Origin of the sequence: Streptococcus oralis (genome assembly GCF_001578705.1) — a bacterium.
Classification (GTDB): domain Bacteria; phylum Bacillota; class Bacilli; order Lactobacillales; family Streptococcaceae; genus Streptococcus; species Streptococcus oralis_J.
The window spans coordinates 138,693-157,570 of record NZ_KQ969037.1 but is presented as its reverse complement, the minus strand read 5'-3'; the positions used below and the strand labels follow the sequence as shown (position 1 = coordinate 157,570).

The following is an 18,878-nucleotide window of genomic DNA, read 5'->3' as shown; positions in this document are numbered from 1 at the left end:
ACCTGGATACTCGTCAATATCTTTTTCACCAAGTTGTACAGTTACTTAAATCTTGAGAGTACAAAAACAGCCATCCCAAAAATCAGAAATGCTGCTTAGTTGTACAGTTACTTAAATCTTGAGAGTACAAAAACGTTGGGCGCTAACGTCTTGCCAACTAGATTGTTGTACAGTTACTTAAATCTTGAGAGTACAAAAACGTAGGTGCAGCCGTCTTGGGAGCAAGTCTAGTTGTACAGTTACTTAAATCTTGAGAGTACAAAAACCGATAGATAAGAAGCCAGATCCTTGTTTAGTTGTACAGTTACTTAAATCTTGAGAGTACAAAAACAATTTTAAAATCTTCAATCACACGAGCGATGTTGTACAGTTACTTAAATCTTGAGAGTACAAAAACCAATAACACTCACTGTCACGCTGTTTCCTGGTTGTACAGTTACTTAAATCTTGAGAGTACAAAAACAGTTTGAAGTTCATTAACCTCAGTAACTTTGTTGTACAGTTACTTAAATCTTGAGAGTACAAAAACCGTCTCCTTCTTCTTGTGTAGCTAAGTAGTAGTTGTACAGTTACTTAAATCTTGAGAGTACAAAAACAATCGGCCGTAAAATCGTTGAAGGTTTTCGGTTGTACAGTTACTTAAATCTTGAGAGTACAAAAACGGTTTGGTGGTGACATTGAAGAAGCTGAGCGTTGTACAGTTACTTAAATCTTGAGAGTACAAAAACTTGAGGAAGTTTTAAACAACGAGTGCTTCAGTTGTACAGTTACTTAAATCTTGAGAGTACAAAAACAGATCCCGTCATACGCCCAATTACAGTGAAGTTGTACAGTTACTTAAATCTTGAGAGTACAAAAACTCCACTGAACCACCGAAGCAACTTAACGAAGTTGTACAGTTACTTAAATCTTGAGAGTACAAAAACTACTGATTTTTTCACGCAAAGCATAACGATGTTGTACAGTTACTTAAATCTTGAGAGTACAAAAACTGTAAACTTTAAGGAACTCCGTTAGTTCCTGTTGTACAGTTACTTAAATCTTGAGAGTACAAAAACTGATTTTGCGTAGAGCTTCATCTGTCGCTGGTTGTACAGTTACTTAAATCTTGAGAGTACAAAAACATACAGACATCGAAGTATTCTATCACACTTGTTGTACAGTTACTTAAATCTTGAGAGTACAAAAACGCATCACTATCTATTACCTCAAAATTTGTAGGTTGTACAGTTACTTAAATCTTGAGAGTACAAAAACTATTGAATGATGCAGAGGCTAGCTATGTACGTTGTACAGTTACTTAAATCTTGAGAGTACAAAAACTCTCCGTGGCACCTTTGAACACTACTAATTGTTGTACAGTTACTTAAATCTTGAGAGTACAAAAACTTAACAAAAAAGGTGGTGGATTGTTTGGTAGTTGTACAGTTACTTAAATCTTGAGAGTACAAAAACACGAGAAAACAAACCGTCAGGTGTCTGGTGGTTGTACAGTTACTTAAATCTTGAGAGTACAAAAACTTGGCGTCGTAGAACGATACTCCTAACTGAGTTGTACAGTTACTTAAATCTTGAGAGTACAAAAACGAACCAATGGCTCAAGCGCCATTTCGCTTCGTTGTACAGTTACTTAAATCTTGAGAGTACAAAAACTACAAATATCAACTAATTCAAATCCATTAGTTGTACAGTTACTTAAATCTTGAGAGTACAAAAACCTCAAATTCGTCAATTTTGATTTTTGTGCCCTCAAAAACATTATAAAGCCTTAAATCTCACTCGTCAATACTATTCTTCCAAATATTTCAATAACATTGGATTGACTGATTCAATACGGAATTTTGTTTTTATTTTGTACTGATACAAATTATTCAAAATTTTTAATGCTACTTGATCTTCTACAGATAAACTCATGTGGAGAATGTCCGAGCTAAATAAATAGGATCCAATTTTTCTTAAAGAGGTTAAAAATTCTTGTTCATCAGGTATTTGATTTATTGGATACTGATTGGTAAAGCGATCATACATAAATTCTAGAGAATAAAAATGATCAACATAATCGGAAACAATATTGATTTCCTCTAAAACTTCTTTCGATACATGAAGATAACCTTCATTGGAAGGAAATGAAACAATATATAATGAATCGCTATGATTAATCAAAAACTCCATTTTCTCGCAACATTCAACAAAATCATTATAGGATAGAAAATCATCCAAATTTCGTAAGACAAGCAAAAACTTTTCAGAACTGTTCGTCGCCATAACTTCTAACATGGAAAGAAATAATAAAAACTTTGTCTTATTGTCTACAAATTCAAATGAAATATTTTTATTATTTTTCCCAAAGTATGGTAAAAAATTCTTTTGAACCAATTGATCTGTATTAAAATATTTTGCTTCGGTATGATAGATAATATCATCTATTTGAAGATTCAACTTCTGATTCAATAGAAGTGAAATCCTATCTAGATTGTCATTGATATTTTCAATTTGCTCCATTATCTCTATAGAATTAATCTTTTTCTTTATATAATCATAGGCTACTGTTCCTTTTTTATATTCCATTTGTTCAATTAAATCATTGATATTGGACACTTGAATTACACTAAATTCTGACCGGGAAACCATAATATCGTCTATTAGTATTTTAGGCTCATTTTGTTCAAATAGAACTAAATCTTCCTCACTATATTTTTTTCCTCCAAAATACCATAATAGTATCTGCCAAATATAGTATTTTAATTGCTGATCTTGACCTACAATTTGAGTAAATTGGTCAAAACTTAATGAAATATTATCCTTATACGGATGACTAATGTTCATTTTCATATAGCTACCAACTTATTATCACTGACTACTTCTTCTTGCTTTGTTTTCCCACCTATAATCAAAACCATTTCAGAAAATTGTTTCTCAGTCACTGCTAGCAAACGGACATTCCCGCTTGGTAAATTACTCTGACTTAATTTTTTATAGAATTTACTAGCAAAACTTCGATTCGGACAGGTTCTATAATAAACAGAAAACTGCAACATTTCAAAACCGTTTGCGATTAAGTCTTTCCGAAAATTACGATAGACTCTTTTTTCCTGATTTGTTTCCATTGGTAGATCAAAAAAACACAATAATCTCAATGCTTCATACCTCATTTCTTTAGCTCCATTCTATACTCGAAACTATTGGACAGTAAAATTTACTAGTATCCTTATCAGAGATACATTTTAGAAAACCTTTGACATATTTATCCATTGCTACCGTTACAGAACACGTTTCTTTCCCATAACGTATCTTTGCGTTCAGTGTATCTGTCAACGCTAGACGAAATTCATATTTCAAATACTCTTCATCTCGTAAATTTTGATAAACCCAGACATCAATAATCTGCCGAAAAGGTTCCATTAGGTCATCAACCAAGTTAAATTGATTATATTCATTCTTATGGAAAATGCCAATCAAGGGATTCAAACCGTAACCAGCAATAATACGTGCCATCTGAGCTCTCATAATCGCATAACCATAATTTAGGCCAGCATTGATGACATCCGTTTCCTGTTGTGTAAGACGTACGAATTTCTTTCCAAATAATTCATTGAAATAAACTTTAGCAGCATGGCCTTCACGATTGGTTTTATCTCCATATTCAATATGATCTTTATAGTCTGCTAATAATTGAATACAATCTATATTTTTCTCAAACATTGCAAGAACATCTTGTTGATTATTTATTTTAAAATAGGTCACTATTTGCCATAATTTGTCTTTTTGTTCCTGTGTCCACAATAATTGCTCCTGTAATTTTTTATAGGCTCTGAAATGGCCATTCTGTGAATGGTAAATTCCTGTAGGCAAGTGCTCATTATCACAGACAATTAAGGCAATATTATACTTACTTAAAGCACTTAATAATCTTAAAGTTACAACAGTCTCCCCTCCTTCCGCTACAATTATCGAAATATCACTCAGTGGAATAACATAGTCTTGACCCATTTTTTTAATTAAAAGGTTATCCAACTTCAATTGCATTTTTTCACTCTGACAGACATGCACAATTCTCCAAGTCATCGTATCTTCCTCTTTCACAAAACGAAAACACCCAGCCATAATTGACAGGGTGTTGAATTCGGCATGAAGCCTTATCTTTGTAGCTTCTGCAAGATTTAAGTAACTGTGCAAGGTGTCCCTTACAGTTACTATTATAATACATTGTACAAGCGTTTGCAACTCTTTTTTAAATATTTTTTAAAATTTGAGTTTTGGTTCGTCACCCTCTTTTTTAATGAAATGTTTATTACCTAAAATATCAGTTTTAACTTTGTAGATAGAGAGATATTTCTTTCCTAATCCTTTTATACAACGACCATTAGAGGTCATTTTAAACACTTTGATTTTTTCTTTACCTTCAAAATTACCTTTATCGTAAGGCTTTAATTCGACATAGTGATTTTGATTAGGCATTGTTCTAGATAAAAACCTAAAAATCTGTTCTTCATTATTTTTGGTATCCTTAATCAAAAGTAAGTCATTTTTATATAAGGTAAATTTGAATTCTGACTCCTTGCTAACTCCTTCTTTTTCTTTAATTTCATTATATTTATCAATAGTTATAGAATATTTCCCAGTTGCTTTCTCAAATTGTAGATCTGCATATTTTAATCCTAGCAACTCATATTTATCAGTTTGTGGATTAAAATAAACATCTGTTCTCCAAGGATATAATTGACGAAGAAGCACTTTATTATTACTATTAGAAGGAGTTATGTTAATAAATGATTCAGGAATATTTTTATCATAATATTTCATACTTTTAATTTCTGGTCCATTACCTTTTTTACTGTACTTACGAATAGGCCCATTTTCTTGTCTATATTTCTCAAAAGGATTGCAAGGGATCTCTTTATTTTTATCGTTCAATTCTTTAGAAGGATAGGTTCTTAAAATTTCTTCAATCACTTTTTCAAATGTTTGTGGATCTTTGTGATACATCAAGAATTTACTCTTATCTTTATTGTAAATTTTAATGAAAGCATCATATCCTGCTTGACTATAAATATCTTTAATCTTACCTAAAACATAAGTTTCTTCAGACTTATCTTTATCCAATTTTGCTTTTCTTGTTGCATAAATGGTTGCATCTGAAATTTTTCGATTGTATTTTGAATCTACTTGATAAGAAAACAGTATACTATCCTCAAATGTCTTGCTACGCAATGTATCAACAAAATGGTCATAAGGCGCTTTAAACACTAACTCTTTGTATTCATCATCACTTAATGAAATAATTTCTCCAGTCTCTGAATCAATGAATCGTCCTTCTTTATAAGAAATCAGAGGATTATTGTGCTTTTTCCATAATCTTAATTGACTAGAAGCAGCAATAATTAAGGCATCCACAGCATGGTGGTGATAGGTTTCACGAGATTTTTCAAGTCCCCACTTTCTTCTTAGCTGAGAGGTAAATTGTCCACGTACCACCGAAATAGTTGTATCGAATTTATGCGCTTTATAAAAATCTTGTAGAGCATTTAAAACAACTCGAGAAGAATATCGATTGTCAACTAAATTCCGTTCGATGAATTTCTGTTTCACTTCAATTTTACTAATATCTTCTTCCGTTAAAAGGTACTCTTTCTTTTTATTACCTAATAATTTAGACTCTTTTACATAAGATTTAAACTCACGGTAGGACCAACCGTCATCCATACTATCTAAAGCCTGAAACGGTGTCCGCTGTCCCTTCTCCTGGTTTGCTGTAGCTAAAACCAATACTTTATTAGATAGACTGTCATCAAACGATAAAGAAAGTGGTAAAACATGGTCAATTTCGTACTTGTACTGATTGTGAATTAAATCTGAAATTGGAATGGTCTTCCCAGTATAGAGACACTTTTCTCCCTGTTGATGCCATAAACGAATCTTAGTAGCTAATTCCTTATGCCCATGAAAAATGTTATCTGGCAGCTCTTTCTTCCCATTGTATTGAAACGCCGCTTTTTCCATAGCTGCATTTTTCTCATCTTGGTTTGCCTTTTGACGTTTTATATAATCTTTCTTAGCGTCTTCTTCGTCATTTTCACGCGCCATTTCGATAACGATATTATCAAAGATACCATATTTTTTAGTTGCTTCGTTGATTATTTTTATAGCTTGTCTGACAGATTTTGCTACTACAGGGTTATAAATTTCTTCTGTTAATTCTTTTTCATCAATATACTTGCTTCTTTTTGATGTTTCTTTAGATTTTTGTTTCCCCAATCGTGTTAGAATTGTCATCTGCTCTTCTGAAGTTTCATAGAGTTCTGGTATCAATTCCATCATGAGTTTAAGAGAAAAATTATGCCATCCCTTACTAAATAGACTGCTATTATTTTTTCTAAATTGAACCAATTCAAGTACTTGGTCTTGACTAAAAGAATCCTTTAATTTTGTGTTAATCGCTTCTTCTATACCTTCTCGTTCAGTATTTAAAGTTAAAATATGGGCAAGCTCATCTAGAACATTTCTAGACAATTCCCCAACTGAAATTGTTTCTAGCGATTGCATTTTTCGATAGACTTCAAAAGTATGCATTTCAGGTTTATTGTTTACATCAACTCGATAACCACGTATCTGATCTACTGAAGTATCAATCATTTTAGCAATGTACTTCAATAGAGTTGAGGCTCCTAATGTTTTCGCCGACTTCGCATATTCAATGATTGTTTTCTTTTGTTCCTCACTCAGTTTCTTGGTCTCTGTAGGAACTGATAAATTATTTAGATCATTTAGCAAATTAAACTCTTGAGCGGTATAGGAAGCTTTAGAAGCTCTGTATTCATTAGGATAAAATGTACATTTACCGATTAAAATACCAAAAATATTATCTAAGGTAGTACCATCTTTTCGGAAACGTCCATAATCCGTCCGAGATTTTTCATTTCCTGGTCCATGATAATATTTTCTTTTCCCTGTAAGGATTTTTAGATAATCCTCGATAAACTCATCCGTAATTTTACTATTGAATTCCTGCTGTTTTCTAAGAATTCTTTCAGCTTCCTTTTTATACGCAGATGTTGAAAAAACATTGATCAATCGGCATTTCTCACCATTTTCCACAACAGTGAAATCTCCCCTTAATTGACCATATTTTTCAAAACGCTCTAGTTGGATTTGACCTGGTGTTTGTTCAGCAAGTAATTTTCTATTTTCTTCAACTGCCTTACCATAATCAGACGATACTGTACCCCCATCCTCAGAAGCATCATCTAAATAGCTAATACCACGTCTCTTAACAATGTTCTTTAAAGCTATGAACAGCTCTTCATTCGTTAGTTGCTTATTCAAGCCATCTACACGAAGTCGATATGGATTAAGATTAATGGATACCTTAGAAAAATCAGTTAACAAACCATAGTCTTCAAATAGATCTTGAAAGCGAACACCACGGTGTTTTTTCCGACGATTTAATCGTCTAGCCTGTCTATTTTTTCTTCTTTCAACATTATTATCAGCCGTTGCAGCTGGAAAAAGTCGTGAATTCGCATGAATAATCTTTCCAGAATTTTTTTCTAGAATTCCCACTCCTACGGATGCAATACCAATATCCAATCCTAAAACTAAACCATTCATAATTATACTCCTAACCAATCATCATATTAATTAAATTTTACTCCTTACTTCCTAAAAAATCAAATCATTATATGCAATTAACTAAAATATCCTGTCTTTTTATAATTATATGCAAATTCTCCCGTTTTCATCATTGATAAAAACAAAAAAGCGTAATCTAACGCTTTTTAAGTTCTATTTTAACTTGAGTGATTTCTGAATAAAAATCAATAGTTTATATGCCCCCTGCAGGAATCGAACCTGCAACTACTCCTTAGGAGGGAGTTGTTATATCCATTGAACTAAGGGAGCTAGAGAAAAACCCTGCTGAATAAGCAGAGTTTTTTAGTCGAATTAACGACGGATTTCTTTGATACGAGCTGCTTTACCTTGAAGAGCACGCAAGTAGTACAATTTCGCACGACGTACTTTACCGTAACGAACAACTTCGATCTTTTCAACACGTGGAGTGTGGATTGGGAAGATACGCTCAACACCTACACCGTTAGAGATTTTACGAACTGTGTAGTTTTCTGAGATGCCAGCACCTTTACGTGCGATAACAACACCTTCAAAAATCTGGATACGTTCACGGTTTCCTTCGACAACTTTCGCGTGTACACGAACAGTGTCACCAGGACGGAATGATGGGATATCTGTACGAAGTTGACCTTCAGTCAAGCTTTGGATTAATGGATTCATTTTATTCTCCTATCTTTGTCAATCTTGAGGAACCTTCCTCAGCGGATAAACTGTATTTTTGTGCGTCCATTACACACAAGATATAGTTTACCAAATTTCCACCTAAAAGTAAAGAAATTTATAGCAGAATTCCTAAAAAAATCGCTAGAAAACCACCTATGTAAGTTAAAAGAAAATAGCTATAAAACACTTTCTTATCGCTTAACAGTCTTTGCAGCTCGTCATTCAAGGTTGAAAAGGTCGTCAACCCACCACAAAAACCTGTCGCTAGGATGGCATAGGCTTCCTTAGACTCCACATGATTGTAGAGTAAGCCAATCAAAAAACAACCTAGAAGATTGGCAGTTAGAGTTCCTAGTGGCAATTTAGAAGCTTGATTATAGCGGGAAAAGAAATAACGCACAAGAGCTCCGAACCCGCAGGCGATTGCAAGATAAACGATTACCATTTCTTCCTCCCCAGATAATAAGCCAATAGCAGACCTCCTCCAATACTCAAAAGTAAGTAGATGCCTAAACTAAGATAACGCCCGGCACCAAGCAGTTTCACTGCATCAAGCATTAGACTAGAAAAGGTTGTCAGGCCACCGCAAAAACCCGTCCCCAGCGCCAAAACCAAGCCTTTACTAGTTCCCTTATAGACCAGATAGCCTTTCACCAGATAGATCAGGCAGAAAATGCCCAGATAGTTGACAAGAAGGGTCCCCCAAGGAAAGTCTGGACTGACTGGTAACCAAGTGGAAATGAGATAGCGGACAAGGCCTCCCAACATAGCAGCCAAAAAAATTCCGAGCGGATAGAATTGTTCTTTTTTCATTTGATGTTTTGATCCTGATAATCACGCGAACGTTTGAGTATGTCTGAAAAAGTCGCAACAATGGTCTCCTGATAGCGCTTATCTTCTACTCGATTTTTGACTTTTTCAAAAATAACTTCTTCTCTCTTAGAATCTAAGATTGGCTTACCAGATGCTTTCTTATAAGCGACAACCCCTTCAACTAAGTGCATCCGTTCTTCTAGGAGCTTGACGATTTGGTCGTCGATTTGATCAATTTCTTGCCGAATAATATCTAAATCCATAGTGTCTCCTCCTTTATTTGAATTATTGTATCAAAAAGCTTCTAAATAGGCTAGTAAAATCACAAAAAAACTAATAAAAAAACGCACTGACTTCTTCCAGTCAGCGCAGTTTGCTTCTTATCCTACTTTTGCAGCCAATTCTTCTGCGAATTGTTCCAAGCGTTCGATGTCTTCTTCTTCGGCAGAAAGGTCCACTTTAACACACTCTGAACCTTTTTCTGCTCCTGTCGCTACAAAAACGCGATCAAAGTCATCAACAGCCTTACAGAATTCATCGTAGAAGGTATCTCCTGAACCGACCACTCCGTAGATTTTACCATTCAAGTTGAGATCTGCTAGGTCTTCATAGAAGTCCATCATCTCATCTGGCAATTCTCCGTCTCCATAAGTATATGTCGCAACGATTGCGATGTCCGCCTCCAAGAAGTCTGAAGCGTCAACAGTTGTACATTCATCCACATCGACATCCAAACCCAAATCACGCAATTTATCTGCTACAATATCTGCAATTTCTTCGGTATTACCGGTCATACTGGCAAATACAATTTTTGCTAATGCCATAACGTCCTCCTCAATTTATCTTTCTCCATTATATCATATCTTTTTCATTTTAAAAATAAAAATTCTTGTGCTACAATGAAATGAGAAAGAATTGAGGTTATTTATGGAAATTTGCCAGCAAATATTAGAGAAAATCAAAGAATACGATACCATTATCATTCATCGTCATATGAAACCAGATCCTGATGCCTTAGGGAGTCAGGTAGGTTTAAAAGCTCTTCTCACACACCATTTTCCAGAAAAGACCATAAAAGCAGTCGGTTTTAACGAACCGACTTTGACTTGGATGGCGGAAATGGATCCTGTCCAAGACAGTGACTACCAAGGAGCTCTTGCTATTATTTGTGATACAGCAAATCGTCCTCGTATCGATGATAAACGCTATGAACAAGCTGATTTCACCATCAAAATCGATCACCATCCAAATGATGATATCTATGGTGACCTATCTTGGGTGGATACAAGTTCAAGCAGCGCCAGTGAGATGATTGCATTATTTGCTCAAGAACATCAGCTGGCTTTATCTAGTGAAGCGGCACGACTTCTCTATGCAGGAATTGTCGGGGATACAGGGCGCTTTCTCTACCCGTCGACTAGTGCTCGTACATTTAGAATAGCTGGCCAGCTCCGAGAAGTTGATTTTGACTTTGCTGGATTGTCTCGTCAAATGGATACCATGAGCTTCAAGATTGCAAAATTGCAAGGCTTTGTCTATGATCATTTAGAAGTTGATGAGAATGGAGCTGCACGCGTTCTACTTACTCAAGAAATCCTGAAAGAATATAAGGTTACGGATGCTGAAACGGCGGCGATTGTCGGAGCACCTGGTCGAATCGATACTGTTAAGGCTTGGGCTATCTTTGTTGAGCAAGCTGATGGTCACTTCCGTGTGCGAATGCGCAGTAAAATCACCCCTATCAATGAAATAGCCAAACAACACGACGGGGGAGGGCATCCATTAGCCAGTGGTGCCAATTCCCATAGTCTAGAAGAAAACGAAATCATCTATCAAAAGTTAAAAAACTTGCTTAAAAACTGATAAAATACTTGCCAAACTTTTTAGAATCTGATAGACTAGTAAGGTAACAATCTATGGCTCGCAAAGAGACCATGGCAGAAAGGAAATATTGCAAAATGAAAAAAGATATCCATCCAGAATATCGCCCAGTTGTCTTCATGGACACAACTACTGGTTACAAATTCCTTAGCGGTTCAACTAAACGCTCTAACGAAACTGTTGAGTTCGAAGGCGAAACTTATCCATTGATCCGTGTGGAAATTTCATCAGACTCACACCCATTCTACACTGGACGTCAAAAGTTCACTCAAGCAGATGGACGTGTGGATCGTTTCAACAAAAAATACGGTCTCAAATAATCAACCGCATTTATTGCTTAAAAACGTTGATACAAAGCCTTTTCCAAGAAATTGGAATTGGCTTTTTTATTTTTAGTACCGTTTTTGGTACCGTCTTGGAAAACTAACCTTTTGCACTATCCAGGTAATCTACAAATTTTGTGATAGCTTTCTTCTCTCCTGCTACTGTAGAATGGCTATAAGTATCCAGGGTCATCTGACTACTTGCATGACCTAACCTTTTGGCTGCATTAACAGGATCTACACCCGTTTCAATCATCAAGGTAGCATGAGTATGTCTGAAACCATGAGGAGTTATCTTCTTCAAGCCATGTTTCCTAATAATGCGCTTCAGAACACTATTGATATAGTCCTGGTATAAAGGCTCTATCTTTCCATCTCGGCCAACAAACGTAAACATGTAATCACTATCAATCAATGGGGTAACTGACAGTTGCCCCTTTTCTCTTCTGCTCTTTTGTTTCCACTCTTTCAAAATCGAGACTGTCTCAGTATCTAAAGGGATTTGCCGTATGGAAAACCTGTTTTTAGTGCTTTTCTCAACTGCTTTCCCTTTGATTCTACCTAGATTTTTGCTGATAGAAAGTAATTGATTATCAAAATCAATATCAGACCACCTCAAAGAATACAGCTCCCCTTTCCTTAAGCCACTATAGGCCAACAAACGAAATAAGGCATAGTTTTTATAAGGCTCTTCTGCCTTAATAATAGCTAAAAACTCATGCAACTCCTCAACGCTAAAGAAGTTATCTGACTTCTTCCGCTCTCTTTTTGGGAGTATCGTTTGCTTCATTGGGTTGTCTGTAATCAATTTCATTTTCAAAGCAAAATCAAACACTTGGCTAGTATAAGATTTTACCTGTTTGATATTTCTAAAAGTCTGACCTTTTTCGGTAATAAAGTCTTGGCAGTGCCAAGGAGTAATTTTGGAAATTTTCATCTTTCCAAGAACTGGCAAGATATGGATTCTAAACAAATCATCTGTACGGACGCTTGTCGTCCTCTCTACTGTGTTTTGATACGTTTTGAACCATTCTTCAAAAACTTCATCAAAACGTCTCTCAGAGACTCTCAGTAGCCCTGAGAGGTCTCCTGACGCTTTTTTGTGGTAAATCATAGCTTCATATTGTCTAGCCTCTCTAAGGCTCTTAAAACCGCTTTTAAAGAAGTCCTGACGTTTGCCATCAATCACCCTGTAGATTCTGACCTTATAAAGATACCCTGATTTAGACTTTTTAGCCTTATATTTAATAATAGACATTCTAATTTCTCCTTTATTTTTAAGGTTTCGGAGCTTATAAAATAAAGAAATCATGATTGTCAGTTATTTATTACGCTTTTTCTCTTCTTGCCGTCTCTTGTATTCAGGAGTCTCTACCCATGCCTCCCAGACATAATGATAAGGGGAGTCTTCTGCTCCTGATTTGTTAATCAGGAAAGGGATAAGGCCTTGTTTCTCATCAGCTATAAATTCTTTAATAGCTTTAACCAAAACAGGGTTAAAGCCTTTTTTACTTGCTAGAAAATCAATGTAATCAGACAATGCCTCTGATTGATTGAGCTCTGCAAGTATAATAGCAAGATCTTCTCCAAAAGGAGTCCATTGAGTGATTTTATTTTCAATCGTACTTTTTCCCTGAAGCACTTTGGCGAAGCCTTTAAAAATTTCTTTGGCTGATCCTGGATTAACTAATACAGGGTTGTCATCAAGCCCCAGCAAATAAGGGATAGACACGCCAAAATATTCCGCTAGGATTTTAGCATTTTCTTTTTTGGGGCGTCTAAGTTGCCTTTTGTACGCTGATAAAGTTTCATAATTAATATTTATCTCCTGACTTATTTGTTTCAGGCTCTTATCACTGCTATTAATTAATTCTCCAATTCGATTTGGAGTTTTTTCAAATGGATCTAACTTACTCAACTTCATCTCTCCTTTTTTGTAATAAGATTATTTTATCATTTTTGTACAAATTTGTACAAAAATAATTGACAACGTACAAAAAAGTATGATATTATTTATTAAAACGTACATATTTGTACGTTTCGGAGCTTATAAAATTAAGAAAGGGGTCAGAATATGACAGAAAACTTTACCATTCATCTCCCAAAAGCAGCCGAAAAGAAGTTGCTTGCTCGCTACGATAACATGCTTCAGAAAGCTATCGAAAAAGCCCTTGAGGACCAGGAACTCTATAAACCTATGGTTCGTATGGCAGGCTTGTGCCGTTGGTTGGATATCTCAACGACAACGTGCATAAAATGGCAACGTGAAGGCATGCCTCACATGGTAATTGACGGAGTGACCTTGTACGATAAACACAAGGTAGCACAATGGCTACAACAATATGAAAGGTGAGAAATATGGATTACGGTGATGATTATTACTTAATACCTAAAGTATTATTTCAAGACGATTTCTATAAGGATTTGGTACCCCTTGATGTTATTGTCTATTCTGTGCTAAGAAACAAACAAGAAGAGGCAATAGAGAAAGGTTGGGTAGATGATGAAGGAAATATTTACCTAGCATATAGAATTGAGGATCTAGCAAAAAAATTTTCCTGCGCCAGAACGACTATGGTCGCTGTTTTACAACGCTTGGAATCTGTCAACTTAATTGAACGTGAACGGCAATGGAATACAAGCTATTATAACCATAACTTACCATACATGACTTATATTAACGAGGTGTAAATATGATAAAGGTTTACTTTGGAAAAGATACAGCACTTAATCAGGCCATCCAGTCACGATTGGATAGCTATCAGCTTGACTATCAAGTATTCTCAAGTGAAGATATAGATACTAAAACTCTGATGGAATGGCTTTTTAGGTCAACTGATATATTTGAACTGTTAAGTACTAAGATGTTGAAGTATAAGTTAAATACACAAATTACACTTAGTCAATTTGTTAGAAAGATTTTGAAAGACGTAGATAGATCCTTAAAGCTCCCCATTGTTGTAACAAAAGAAGCCATCTATTCGAACATGACTCCAGAATATGTTGGGACACTCTTGCCAAAAGAATACCGTAAAGCAGAACGAGAGAATTTATTTAGGAAATTTGAAAAGCTAGATGAAGGTAGACGTTTTTGGAGAAATTTTGAGATTGTGCGTAAACAATCTGAATTGCCTTGGTTTGAATTGCATAAGTTGTTATTTGCTGATGTTTCTGATGATTTAGGAGAAATGAAAAAAGCTAAAGACCGTTTCTTTAAATACAAGAAAAACAAGCAGATTCCCCCTGAAGATATCATCGAAAAAATCCTAGAAATATTTTTGATTGAAAGAGTTGACCTTTTTCAAAAATCTGTTTCAGATTTACAAAATTTCTAGTCCTAAAACAGCTATGAAAACAACTATGAAAATATTTTGAAAATGGTATTTTGAGACTAAATTTTTGAGCTTTCTCAAAATTTATAACGCGGGCTCCTCTAACAGCCCGCTATGTGCACATCTGATGTGCATTTACTACACCCATTTTTTGGCAAGTTTGACCGTAGCAAAATGAAAATGGTCCGACGGAGTCGGCTTGGGGTTGCTCCCCCAAGAATGTCATTTTACGGAGGTCTTTGCGCAGACAAAAAAGGGGCGCCGATAGGCGACCTCTACAAGAAAGGAGGTTGATTTGGAATTAAAAGTTAGCTTGGACAACATCACTATTACAGCTTATATCAAACCTATCAAACTCCTTAATCTCAAAAGTTTGATAGAAAACCATACAGCCATTATCGTCCAGACTGCTATGACTGATATGTTTAGAGCAATCACTCGGGACGGAAGTCACGTTAGACTCCTCCTAGATTACGACAAATTAAAAGGACAAGCCTTTAATGCTCGCCCTTTCAGGATAGAGTTTAACCCCAATAAACTCCGACAGATTGATATTAATATCTTAGATACAATTATACCATATCTTGAAGATATTGCAATCTCTCGAGTCGATTTAGCTTTTGATATATTTGAAGTTGATTGTAGTGAGTTTATTCTTGAAAAGAAAGGCCGCCCTACTGCTACCAAAGAATGGAGAGACCAGAATGGAAAACTAGAAACTAAATATCTAGGCGCCTCCAGGTCAGAAAAACAAATTAGACTCTATAACAAAAAAGTTGAACAATTAGAAAATGGCTCTGAGGAAGACAAGAAATTTGCTCAGCAATTCCAGCATTGGTGGCGCTTAGAATTTCAGCTCCGGAGTCGCTCTGTTGAAGAAATATTTGAGGTCATTAACTCTGTTATCTTTAAACCTTTTGTATTTGATGATTTGCCAGTTGAAACTCAGATATATCTAGTCGCATATACACGCAATAAAAATGTTTGGCAAAAATTACATAGAAATACAAGAACTAAATATAAAAAGATTTTAGAAACCTATAAAACATCTGATATTGACTATCTGAAATTGATGAAAGATTTATTAAAACATGAACGACCAATATTAGAAAAACAGCTTGCTTATTATGGGGGAAGAGAGGCAAAAAATAGCTTTCAACCGTTTGGTTGAAAATCCAGTATTAACAAGGAGTTACGAGGCCTAAAATGAGAATAAAAGACTACGCTGATAGCCTGGGAGTTAGTAGTCAATCCATCTATAAACGGATACGATCTCCAAAATATAAAGAGAGGTTGAAAGGTCATTTATACCTAGACAACCAAAAGGTTGAAAACCTTGATTTAATAGGCATTAGAATACTTGAAGATTATCATTTTGAAAATGATGTGATTAAACTTGAGAAAGAATTAGAGGAGGCTAAAGAACAAGGCAAACAACTAGAACAAGATTTGCAACTATTGAAAGGCTATAGGAAGAGTGAGCAACAAAATTTAAAAGCTTGGGCAGATTATGCTGAACGATTGGAACAACATCGATTTTACTTAATGATTGCACTCACTACTGTATCTATAGCTTTCCTTGTAGCTTTAGCCTTTGCCGTCTTCTGACGGCATTTGTCGGACAATGCGAAGCGTCCGACCCTGGGGCACTGATAGAGTGCCCTACTCGCTTCGGCGAGTATAGTCGAAACTCCTCTTGTGGCTCGAGAGGTGGTTCGATGTCGCTCCTGTATTCGGAGCGATGTGCCGTCTGCAAGACCCTTCGGAGAACGCACATTTACGGAGTAAAGTGTAGTGCGTTACACTTTACATGGAAGTCGTGCCGATCCTTCAGGAAAAAATCTACCCTATGGGTCACTTAGTCCTGGTGGCAATCTTCCGCCACCAGCTCGGCGACCCTTTGAGCCGAGAAAGGAGAACAAGCTATGAGTTACGCAGTAGCTAGGATGCAAAAAATGAAATCTGGAAATCTTGGTGGTGCCTATCGTCACAATGAACGAATTTTTGAAAATCACTCGAACAAGGATATTGACCCAGAAAAAACTCACCTAAACTATGAATTAACCGACCGTGACCGCTCTATCCCATACGATAGGCAGATTAAACAATACATCAACGATAATAAAATTTCCAAACGTGCTCTACGTAAAGATGCCGTTTTGTGCAATGAATGGATTATTACATCAGATAAGGCATTTTTTGAAAATATGAGTCCAGATCAGATTAAGAATTTTTTTGAAACAGCAAAAAATTTCTTTGCTGAAAGATACGGTAATAGTAATATCGCTTATGCTATGGTACATCTTGACGAGAGTACGCCACATATGCACTTAGGACTTGTGCCTATGCAAAATGGCAAGTTAAGCTCTAAATCATTATTTGGCAGTCGTGACCAACTGAAAGAGATCCAGGAGGCATTTCCTAGATACCTGAACGAACATGGATATAATTTGCAACGTGGGGAGTCTGATAGCAAGAAGAAACACCTCGAAACAGCAGAATTTAAAGAAAAGCAACGCTTACTAGATGATATAGCTATTTTGGAGTCTATTCAACCTTTACAGATTGAAGAAATGAAAAAAGACAAATTAGTCAGACGTACATTTGACGGAAAACTAAAAATGGATAAAGCAACCTATGACAGACTCTTTCATACAGCCTCCCAAAATGCCCTAGATAATAATAGGCTAAGGCACGAAAACAGCAAACTTGAACATCAATTACAGCAATCACTTTCTAAACAGAATAACTTAGCTAAAGAACTGATGAAGAGTGATCATATATTGTCTGAAAATCGTACGCTAAAATCAGAAGTCGATAAACTAAAACACGCAAATAAAAAACTCAATGAAAGTATAAAACGATTAGGTGAGCAATTAAATGCCGTAAATAAAAAACTTGCACTTTGGCGCAAAACAGCAAGAAATTACATGCATCCTAAAGAATTCAGCAGAATGTTACATGTCATAAATCAAATACGTCCACCAAGAATAACCATTATGTCAGTCGCTCGAAGTGTTAAAAATATGATTGAAAAAAATATATTTTAAGCACTTTATGCCGTGAAAGTCTCTTGATAACAAGCTAGTCGACTTTAGACTAAAGTCAGTCGAGTCGTCAGGCTGAAAAGCTGACGACCGATTGCCAAAGGCTAAAAAAGACTAGGTTACTTGTTGTCAAGAGAACCATGGAATAAATGAACAAGGAGAAAAAGATGAACAATATTAACAAACCTTTAGTACACAAAATTAAACAACCCGGTACATTTTCTGGAAAAATATTACTGGGTTTCCTACAGTCAGTTTTTAAGGAAATCACTGGGAACTATATACCATCAGCCTATCCACTCAGCATTATTGAGCCTTATTTTACTTCAGATGAACAGGGAGAATCGTTTTGGTCAAATGCCCTGGCTATCAATGTTTTAGAAATTCGCCTCAAGGATAACTATAACATCCATCTAATACAAAAATCACCTTATATTCTTCTTGTTATTGAGGATATTGATAGCTTTAAAACTGGAGTTATTAAACTCTTTATTGACTTACTTGACCCTGAAAAAAAGTACCTGGTTTATCGTGATTTTATCAAAACATATCGCAATATGACTCCGATTGAAAAAATCGATTTTTTCAAAAAGAAGACCGTCGAGGGAATCGCAGCTAAAAAATAAGCTGTGGTTGACTATTTAGTGAGGAGGTAACGCTATGAGAAAAACACTATTTGGTTGGATGCTTGCATTTTCTGCATTACGCTTTCTTGATCGCTCAGTACGACAGTCAACTAAAGCGCTACGACGATTTTTAAGATAAATTATATTAGTTAATAAAAATTATTATTGACATTCTCTCTTATTTATCCTAAACTATAACTAAGGATAGGATGTTTGTCGGGTGACTGGTAACAGTTTGCTCAAAGGTACTTTTTTCAAGTACAGGTGAGGTACTGCCTTCAGCTTTAGGCTGTAAAGAACCCGTGCCACCACTGGTCCTATTTGTTTCACTCTTGGATTATATTCAAGAGTTTTTTCTTGCCAAAAAAAAATCTCAAACACCTGAGACATCTTTCTTTATTTTATAAGCTCCGAAACCTTAATTTTTGGTACCTTTTTGGTACCGTCTTGGTTTAACAATACGGTATATATATAATATTTTACAGCTATATCCCTTTTAGAAACGTTGATTTAATAAGGATTTAAACACTATAGAGTATATCTTTGTAAAATACGGTCTCAAAT

Annotated in this window: 20 protein-coding genes, 1 tRNA gene and 1 CRISPR repeat array (1 of these 22 only partly in view); of the genes, 9 read left to right on the top strand and 12 right to left on the bottom strand. The window is 35.5% G+C overall.

Features of this window, described 5'->3' with window-relative positions:
• A CRISPR array of direct repeats spans nucleotides 1-1,718; the repeat unit is 36 nt; unit sequence GTTGTACAGTTACTTAAATCTTGAGAGTACAAAAAC (it extends 298 nt beyond the left edge of the window).
• Between the two features lie 70 nt (nucleotides 1,719-1,788).
• The 10 genes from csn2-St to SORDD05_RS00680 form a co-directional block, all read right to left on the bottom strand.
• Complete coding sequence (gene csn2-St / locus SORDD05_RS00725; protein ID WP_061416588.1) at nucleotides 1,789-2,832, bottom strand: CRISPR-associated protein Csn2-St; 1,044 nt, start codon at nucleotides 2,830-2,832, stop codon at nucleotides 1,789-1,791.
• Entirely contained in the window at nucleotides 2,829-3,152 is a 324-nt protein-coding gene (cas2, locus tag SORDD05_RS00720; RefSeq protein ID WP_061416585.1) for a CRISPR-associated endonuclease Cas2, read from the bottom strand. The genes csn2-St and cas2 overlap by 4 nt, the downstream gene beginning before the upstream one ends.
• A 4-nt stretch (nucleotides 3,153-3,156) precedes the next feature.
• The gene (gene cas1, locus SORDD05_RS00715) at nucleotides 3,157-4,065 is read right to left on the bottom strand and encodes a type II CRISPR-associated endonuclease Cas1 (protein WP_061416583.1); all 909 of its coding nucleotides are present in this window, start codon (nucleotides 4,063-4,065) and stop codon (nucleotides 3,157-3,159) included.
• A 177-nt stretch (nucleotides 4,066-4,242) separates the two neighbouring features.
• Nucleotides 4,243-7,608 carry a type II CRISPR RNA-guided endonuclease Cas9 gene (cas9, locus tag SORDD05_RS00710; protein ID WP_061416581.1) on the bottom strand — a complete coding sequence of 1,122 codons (3,366 nt, stop codon included), beginning with the start codon at nucleotides 7,606-7,608 and terminating at the stop codon, nucleotides 4,243-4,245.
• 219 nt (nucleotides 7,609-7,827) lie between these two features.
• A tRNA-Arg gene (locus tag SORDD05_RS00705) sits at nucleotides 7,828-7,899 on the bottom strand.
• A 42-nt stretch (nucleotides 7,900-7,941) separates the two neighbouring features.
• Nucleotides 7,942-8,289 (bottom strand): 50S ribosomal protein L19, encoded by a 348-nt coding sequence (gene rplS / locus SORDD05_RS00700; protein WP_001068669.1) that lies wholly within the window; start codon nucleotides 8,287-8,289, stop codon nucleotides 7,942-7,944.
• Nucleotides 8,290-8,407: 118 nt separating this feature from the next.
• Nucleotides 8,408-8,737 carry a fluoride efflux transporter CrcB gene (gene crcB / locus SORDD05_RS00695; protein WP_061416579.1) on the bottom strand — a complete coding sequence of 110 codons (330 nt, stop codon included), beginning with the start codon at nucleotides 8,735-8,737 and terminating at the stop codon, nucleotides 8,408-8,410.
• Nucleotides 8,731-9,105, bottom strand: a complete 375-nt coding sequence (gene crcB, locus SORDD05_RS00690) for a fluoride efflux transporter CrcB (protein WP_061416578.1) — start codon at nucleotides 9,103-9,105, stop codon at nucleotides 8,731-8,733. The genes crcB (SORDD05_RS00695) and crcB (SORDD05_RS00690) overlap by 7 nt, the downstream gene beginning before the upstream one ends.
• Nucleotides 9,102-9,368 (bottom strand): chorismate mutase, encoded by a 267-nt coding sequence (locus SORDD05_RS00685; RefSeq protein ID WP_061416576.1) that lies wholly within the window; start codon nucleotides 9,366-9,368, stop codon nucleotides 9,102-9,104. The genes crcB (SORDD05_RS00690) and SORDD05_RS00685 overlap by 4 nt, the downstream gene beginning before the upstream one ends.
• Nucleotides 9,369-9,485: 117 nt before the next feature.
• Nucleotides 9,486-9,929: a flavodoxin gene (locus tag SORDD05_RS00680; protein WP_001162125.1), complete on the bottom strand. Its 444-nt coding sequence runs from the start codon at nucleotides 9,927-9,929 to the stop codon at nucleotides 9,486-9,488.
• A 103-nt stretch (nucleotides 9,930-10,032) separates the two neighbouring features.
• Between SORDD05_RS00680 and SORDD05_RS00675 the strand changes: the two genes are divergently transcribed.
• Nucleotides 10,033-10,968, top strand: coding sequence for a DHH family phosphoesterase (locus SORDD05_RS00675; RefSeq protein WP_061416574.1), 936 nt, complete (start codon nucleotides 10,033-10,035; stop codon nucleotides 10,966-10,968).
• A gap of 95 nt (nucleotides 10,969-11,063) precedes the next feature.
• A complete protein-coding gene (locus tag SORDD05_RS00670) occupies nucleotides 11,064-11,306 on the top strand; it encodes a type B 50S ribosomal protein L31 (protein ID WP_000710762.1) in 243 nt (80 codons plus the stop codon).
• Nucleotides 11,307-11,409: 103 nt separating this feature from the next.
• Here the strand turns inward: SORDD05_RS00670 and SORDD05_RS00665 are convergent, their stop codons facing one another.
• Nucleotides 11,410-12,567: a tyrosine-type recombinase/integrase gene (locus tag SORDD05_RS00665; protein ID WP_061416572.1), complete on the bottom strand. Its 1,158-nt coding sequence runs from the start codon at nucleotides 12,565-12,567 to the stop codon at nucleotides 11,410-11,412.
• A gap of 63 nt (nucleotides 12,568-12,630) precedes the next feature.
• A complete protein-coding gene (locus SORDD05_RS00660; RefSeq protein WP_061417772.1) occupies nucleotides 12,631-13,227 on the bottom strand; it encodes a helix-turn-helix domain-containing protein in 597 nt (198 codons plus the stop codon).
• A gap of 156 nt (nucleotides 13,228-13,383) precedes the next feature.
• Here SORDD05_RS00660 and SORDD05_RS00655 point away from each other — a divergent pair, with 156 nt between their 5' ends.
• The 7 genes from SORDD05_RS00655 to SORDD05_RS00625 all read left to right on the top strand — a co-directional run bounded on the left by SORDD05_RS00655 (nucleotide 13,384) and on the right by SORDD05_RS00625 (nucleotide 18,314).
• A complete protein-coding gene (locus SORDD05_RS00655; RefSeq protein ID WP_061416570.1) occupies nucleotides 13,384-13,662 on the top strand; it encodes a hypothetical protein in 279 nt (92 codons plus the stop codon).
• Between the two features lie 5 nt (nucleotides 13,663-13,667).
• Complete coding sequence (locus SORDD05_RS00650; RefSeq protein ID WP_061416568.1) at nucleotides 13,668-14,000, top strand: replication initiator protein A; 333 nt, start codon at nucleotides 13,668-13,670, stop codon at nucleotides 13,998-14,000.
• A gap of 2 nt (nucleotides 14,001-14,002) precedes the next feature.
• The gene (locus SORDD05_RS00645; protein WP_061416566.1) at nucleotides 14,003-14,644 is read left to right on the top strand and encodes a hypothetical protein; all 642 of its coding nucleotides are present in this window, start codon (nucleotides 14,003-14,005) and stop codon (nucleotides 14,642-14,644) included.
• Nucleotides 14,645-14,936: 292 nt separating this feature from the next.
• On the top strand, nucleotides 14,937-15,812 hold the full coding sequence (locus SORDD05_RS00640) for a replication initiation protein (RefSeq protein ID WP_061416564.1): 876 nt from the start codon (nucleotides 14,937-14,939) through the stop codon (nucleotides 15,810-15,812).
• A 35-nt stretch (nucleotides 15,813-15,847) separates the two neighbouring features.
• The gene (locus SORDD05_RS00635; protein WP_001220478.1) at nucleotides 15,848-16,249 is read left to right on the top strand and encodes a hypothetical protein; all 402 of its coding nucleotides are present in this window, start codon (nucleotides 15,848-15,850) and stop codon (nucleotides 16,247-16,249) included.
• A 317-nt stretch (nucleotides 16,250-16,566) separates the two neighbouring features.
• On the top strand, nucleotides 16,567-17,691 hold the full coding sequence (mobV, locus tag SORDD05_RS00630; RefSeq protein ID WP_061416562.1) for a MobV family relaxase: 1,125 nt from the start codon (nucleotides 16,567-16,569) through the stop codon (nucleotides 17,689-17,691).
• A 164-nt stretch (nucleotides 17,692-17,855) separates the two neighbouring features.
• Nucleotides 17,856-18,314 (top strand): hypothetical protein, encoded by a 459-nt coding sequence (locus SORDD05_RS00625; protein ID WP_231077309.1) that lies wholly within the window; start codon nucleotides 17,856-17,858, stop codon nucleotides 18,312-18,314.
• The last annotated feature ends 564 nt before the right edge of the window (nucleotides 18,315-18,878 follow it).

Bases quoted from the DNA above. Each gene is read 5' to 3' on its own strand.
- csn2-St (WP_061416588.1), bottom strand. From the start codon at position 2,832: ATGAAAATGAACATTAGTCATCCGTATAAGGATAATATTTCATTAAGT.
- cas2 (WP_061416585.1), bottom strand. From the start codon at position 3,152: ATGAGGTATGAAGCATTGAGATTATTGTGTTTTTTTGATCTACCAATG.
- cas1 (WP_061416583.1), bottom strand. From the start codon at position 4,065: ATGACTTGGAGAATTGTGCATGTCTGTCAGAGTGAAAAAATGCAATTG.
- cas9 (WP_061416581.1), bottom strand. From the start codon at position 7,608: ATGAATGGTTTAGTTTTAGGATTGGATATTGGTATTGCATCCGTAGGA.
- rplS (WP_001068669.1), bottom strand. From the start codon at position 8,289: ATGAATCCATTAATCCAAAGCTTGACTGAAGGTCAACTTCGTACAGAT.
- crcB (WP_061416579.1), bottom strand. From the start codon at position 8,737: ATGGTAATCGTTTATCTTGCAATCGCCTGCGGGTTCGGAGCTCTTGTG.
- crcB (WP_061416578.1), bottom strand. From the start codon at position 9,105: ATGAAAAAAGAACAATTCTATCCGCTCGGAATTTTTTTGGCTGCTATG.
- SORDD05_RS00685 (WP_061416576.1), bottom strand. From the start codon at position 9,368: ATGGATTTAGATATTATTCGGCAAGAAATTGATCAAATCGACGACCAA.
- SORDD05_RS00680 (WP_001162125.1), bottom strand. From the start codon at position 9,929: ATGGCATTAGCAAAAATTGTATTTGCCAGTATGACCGGTAATACCGAA.
- SORDD05_RS00675 (WP_061416574.1), top strand. From the start codon at position 10,033: ATGGAAATTTGCCAGCAAATATTAGAGAAAATCAAAGAATACGATACC.
- SORDD05_RS00670 (WP_000710762.1), top strand. From the start codon at position 11,064: ATGAAAAAAGATATCCATCCAGAATATCGCCCAGTTGTCTTCATGGAC.
- SORDD05_RS00665 (WP_061416572.1), bottom strand. From the start codon at position 12,567: ATGTCTATTATTAAATATAAGGCTAAAAAGTCTAAATCAGGGTATCTT.
- SORDD05_RS00655 (WP_061416570.1), top strand. From the start codon at position 13,384: ATGACAGAAAACTTTACCATTCATCTCCCAAAAGCAGCCGAAAAGAAG.
- SORDD05_RS00650 (WP_061416568.1), top strand. From the start codon at position 13,668: ATGGATTACGGTGATGATTATTACTTAATACCTAAAGTATTATTTCAA.
- SORDD05_RS00645 (WP_061416566.1), top strand. From the start codon at position 14,003: ATGATAAAGGTTTACTTTGGAAAAGATACAGCACTTAATCAGGCCATC.
- SORDD05_RS00635 (WP_001220478.1), top strand. From the start codon at position 15,848: ATGAGAATAAAAGACTACGCTGATAGCCTGGGAGTTAGTAGTCAATCC.
- mobV (WP_061416562.1), top strand. From the start codon at position 16,567: ATGAGTTACGCAGTAGCTAGGATGCAAAAAATGAAATCTGGAAATCTT.
- SORDD05_RS00625 (WP_231077309.1), top strand. From the start codon at position 17,856: ATGAACAATATTAACAAACCTTTAGTACACAAAATTAAACAACCCGGT.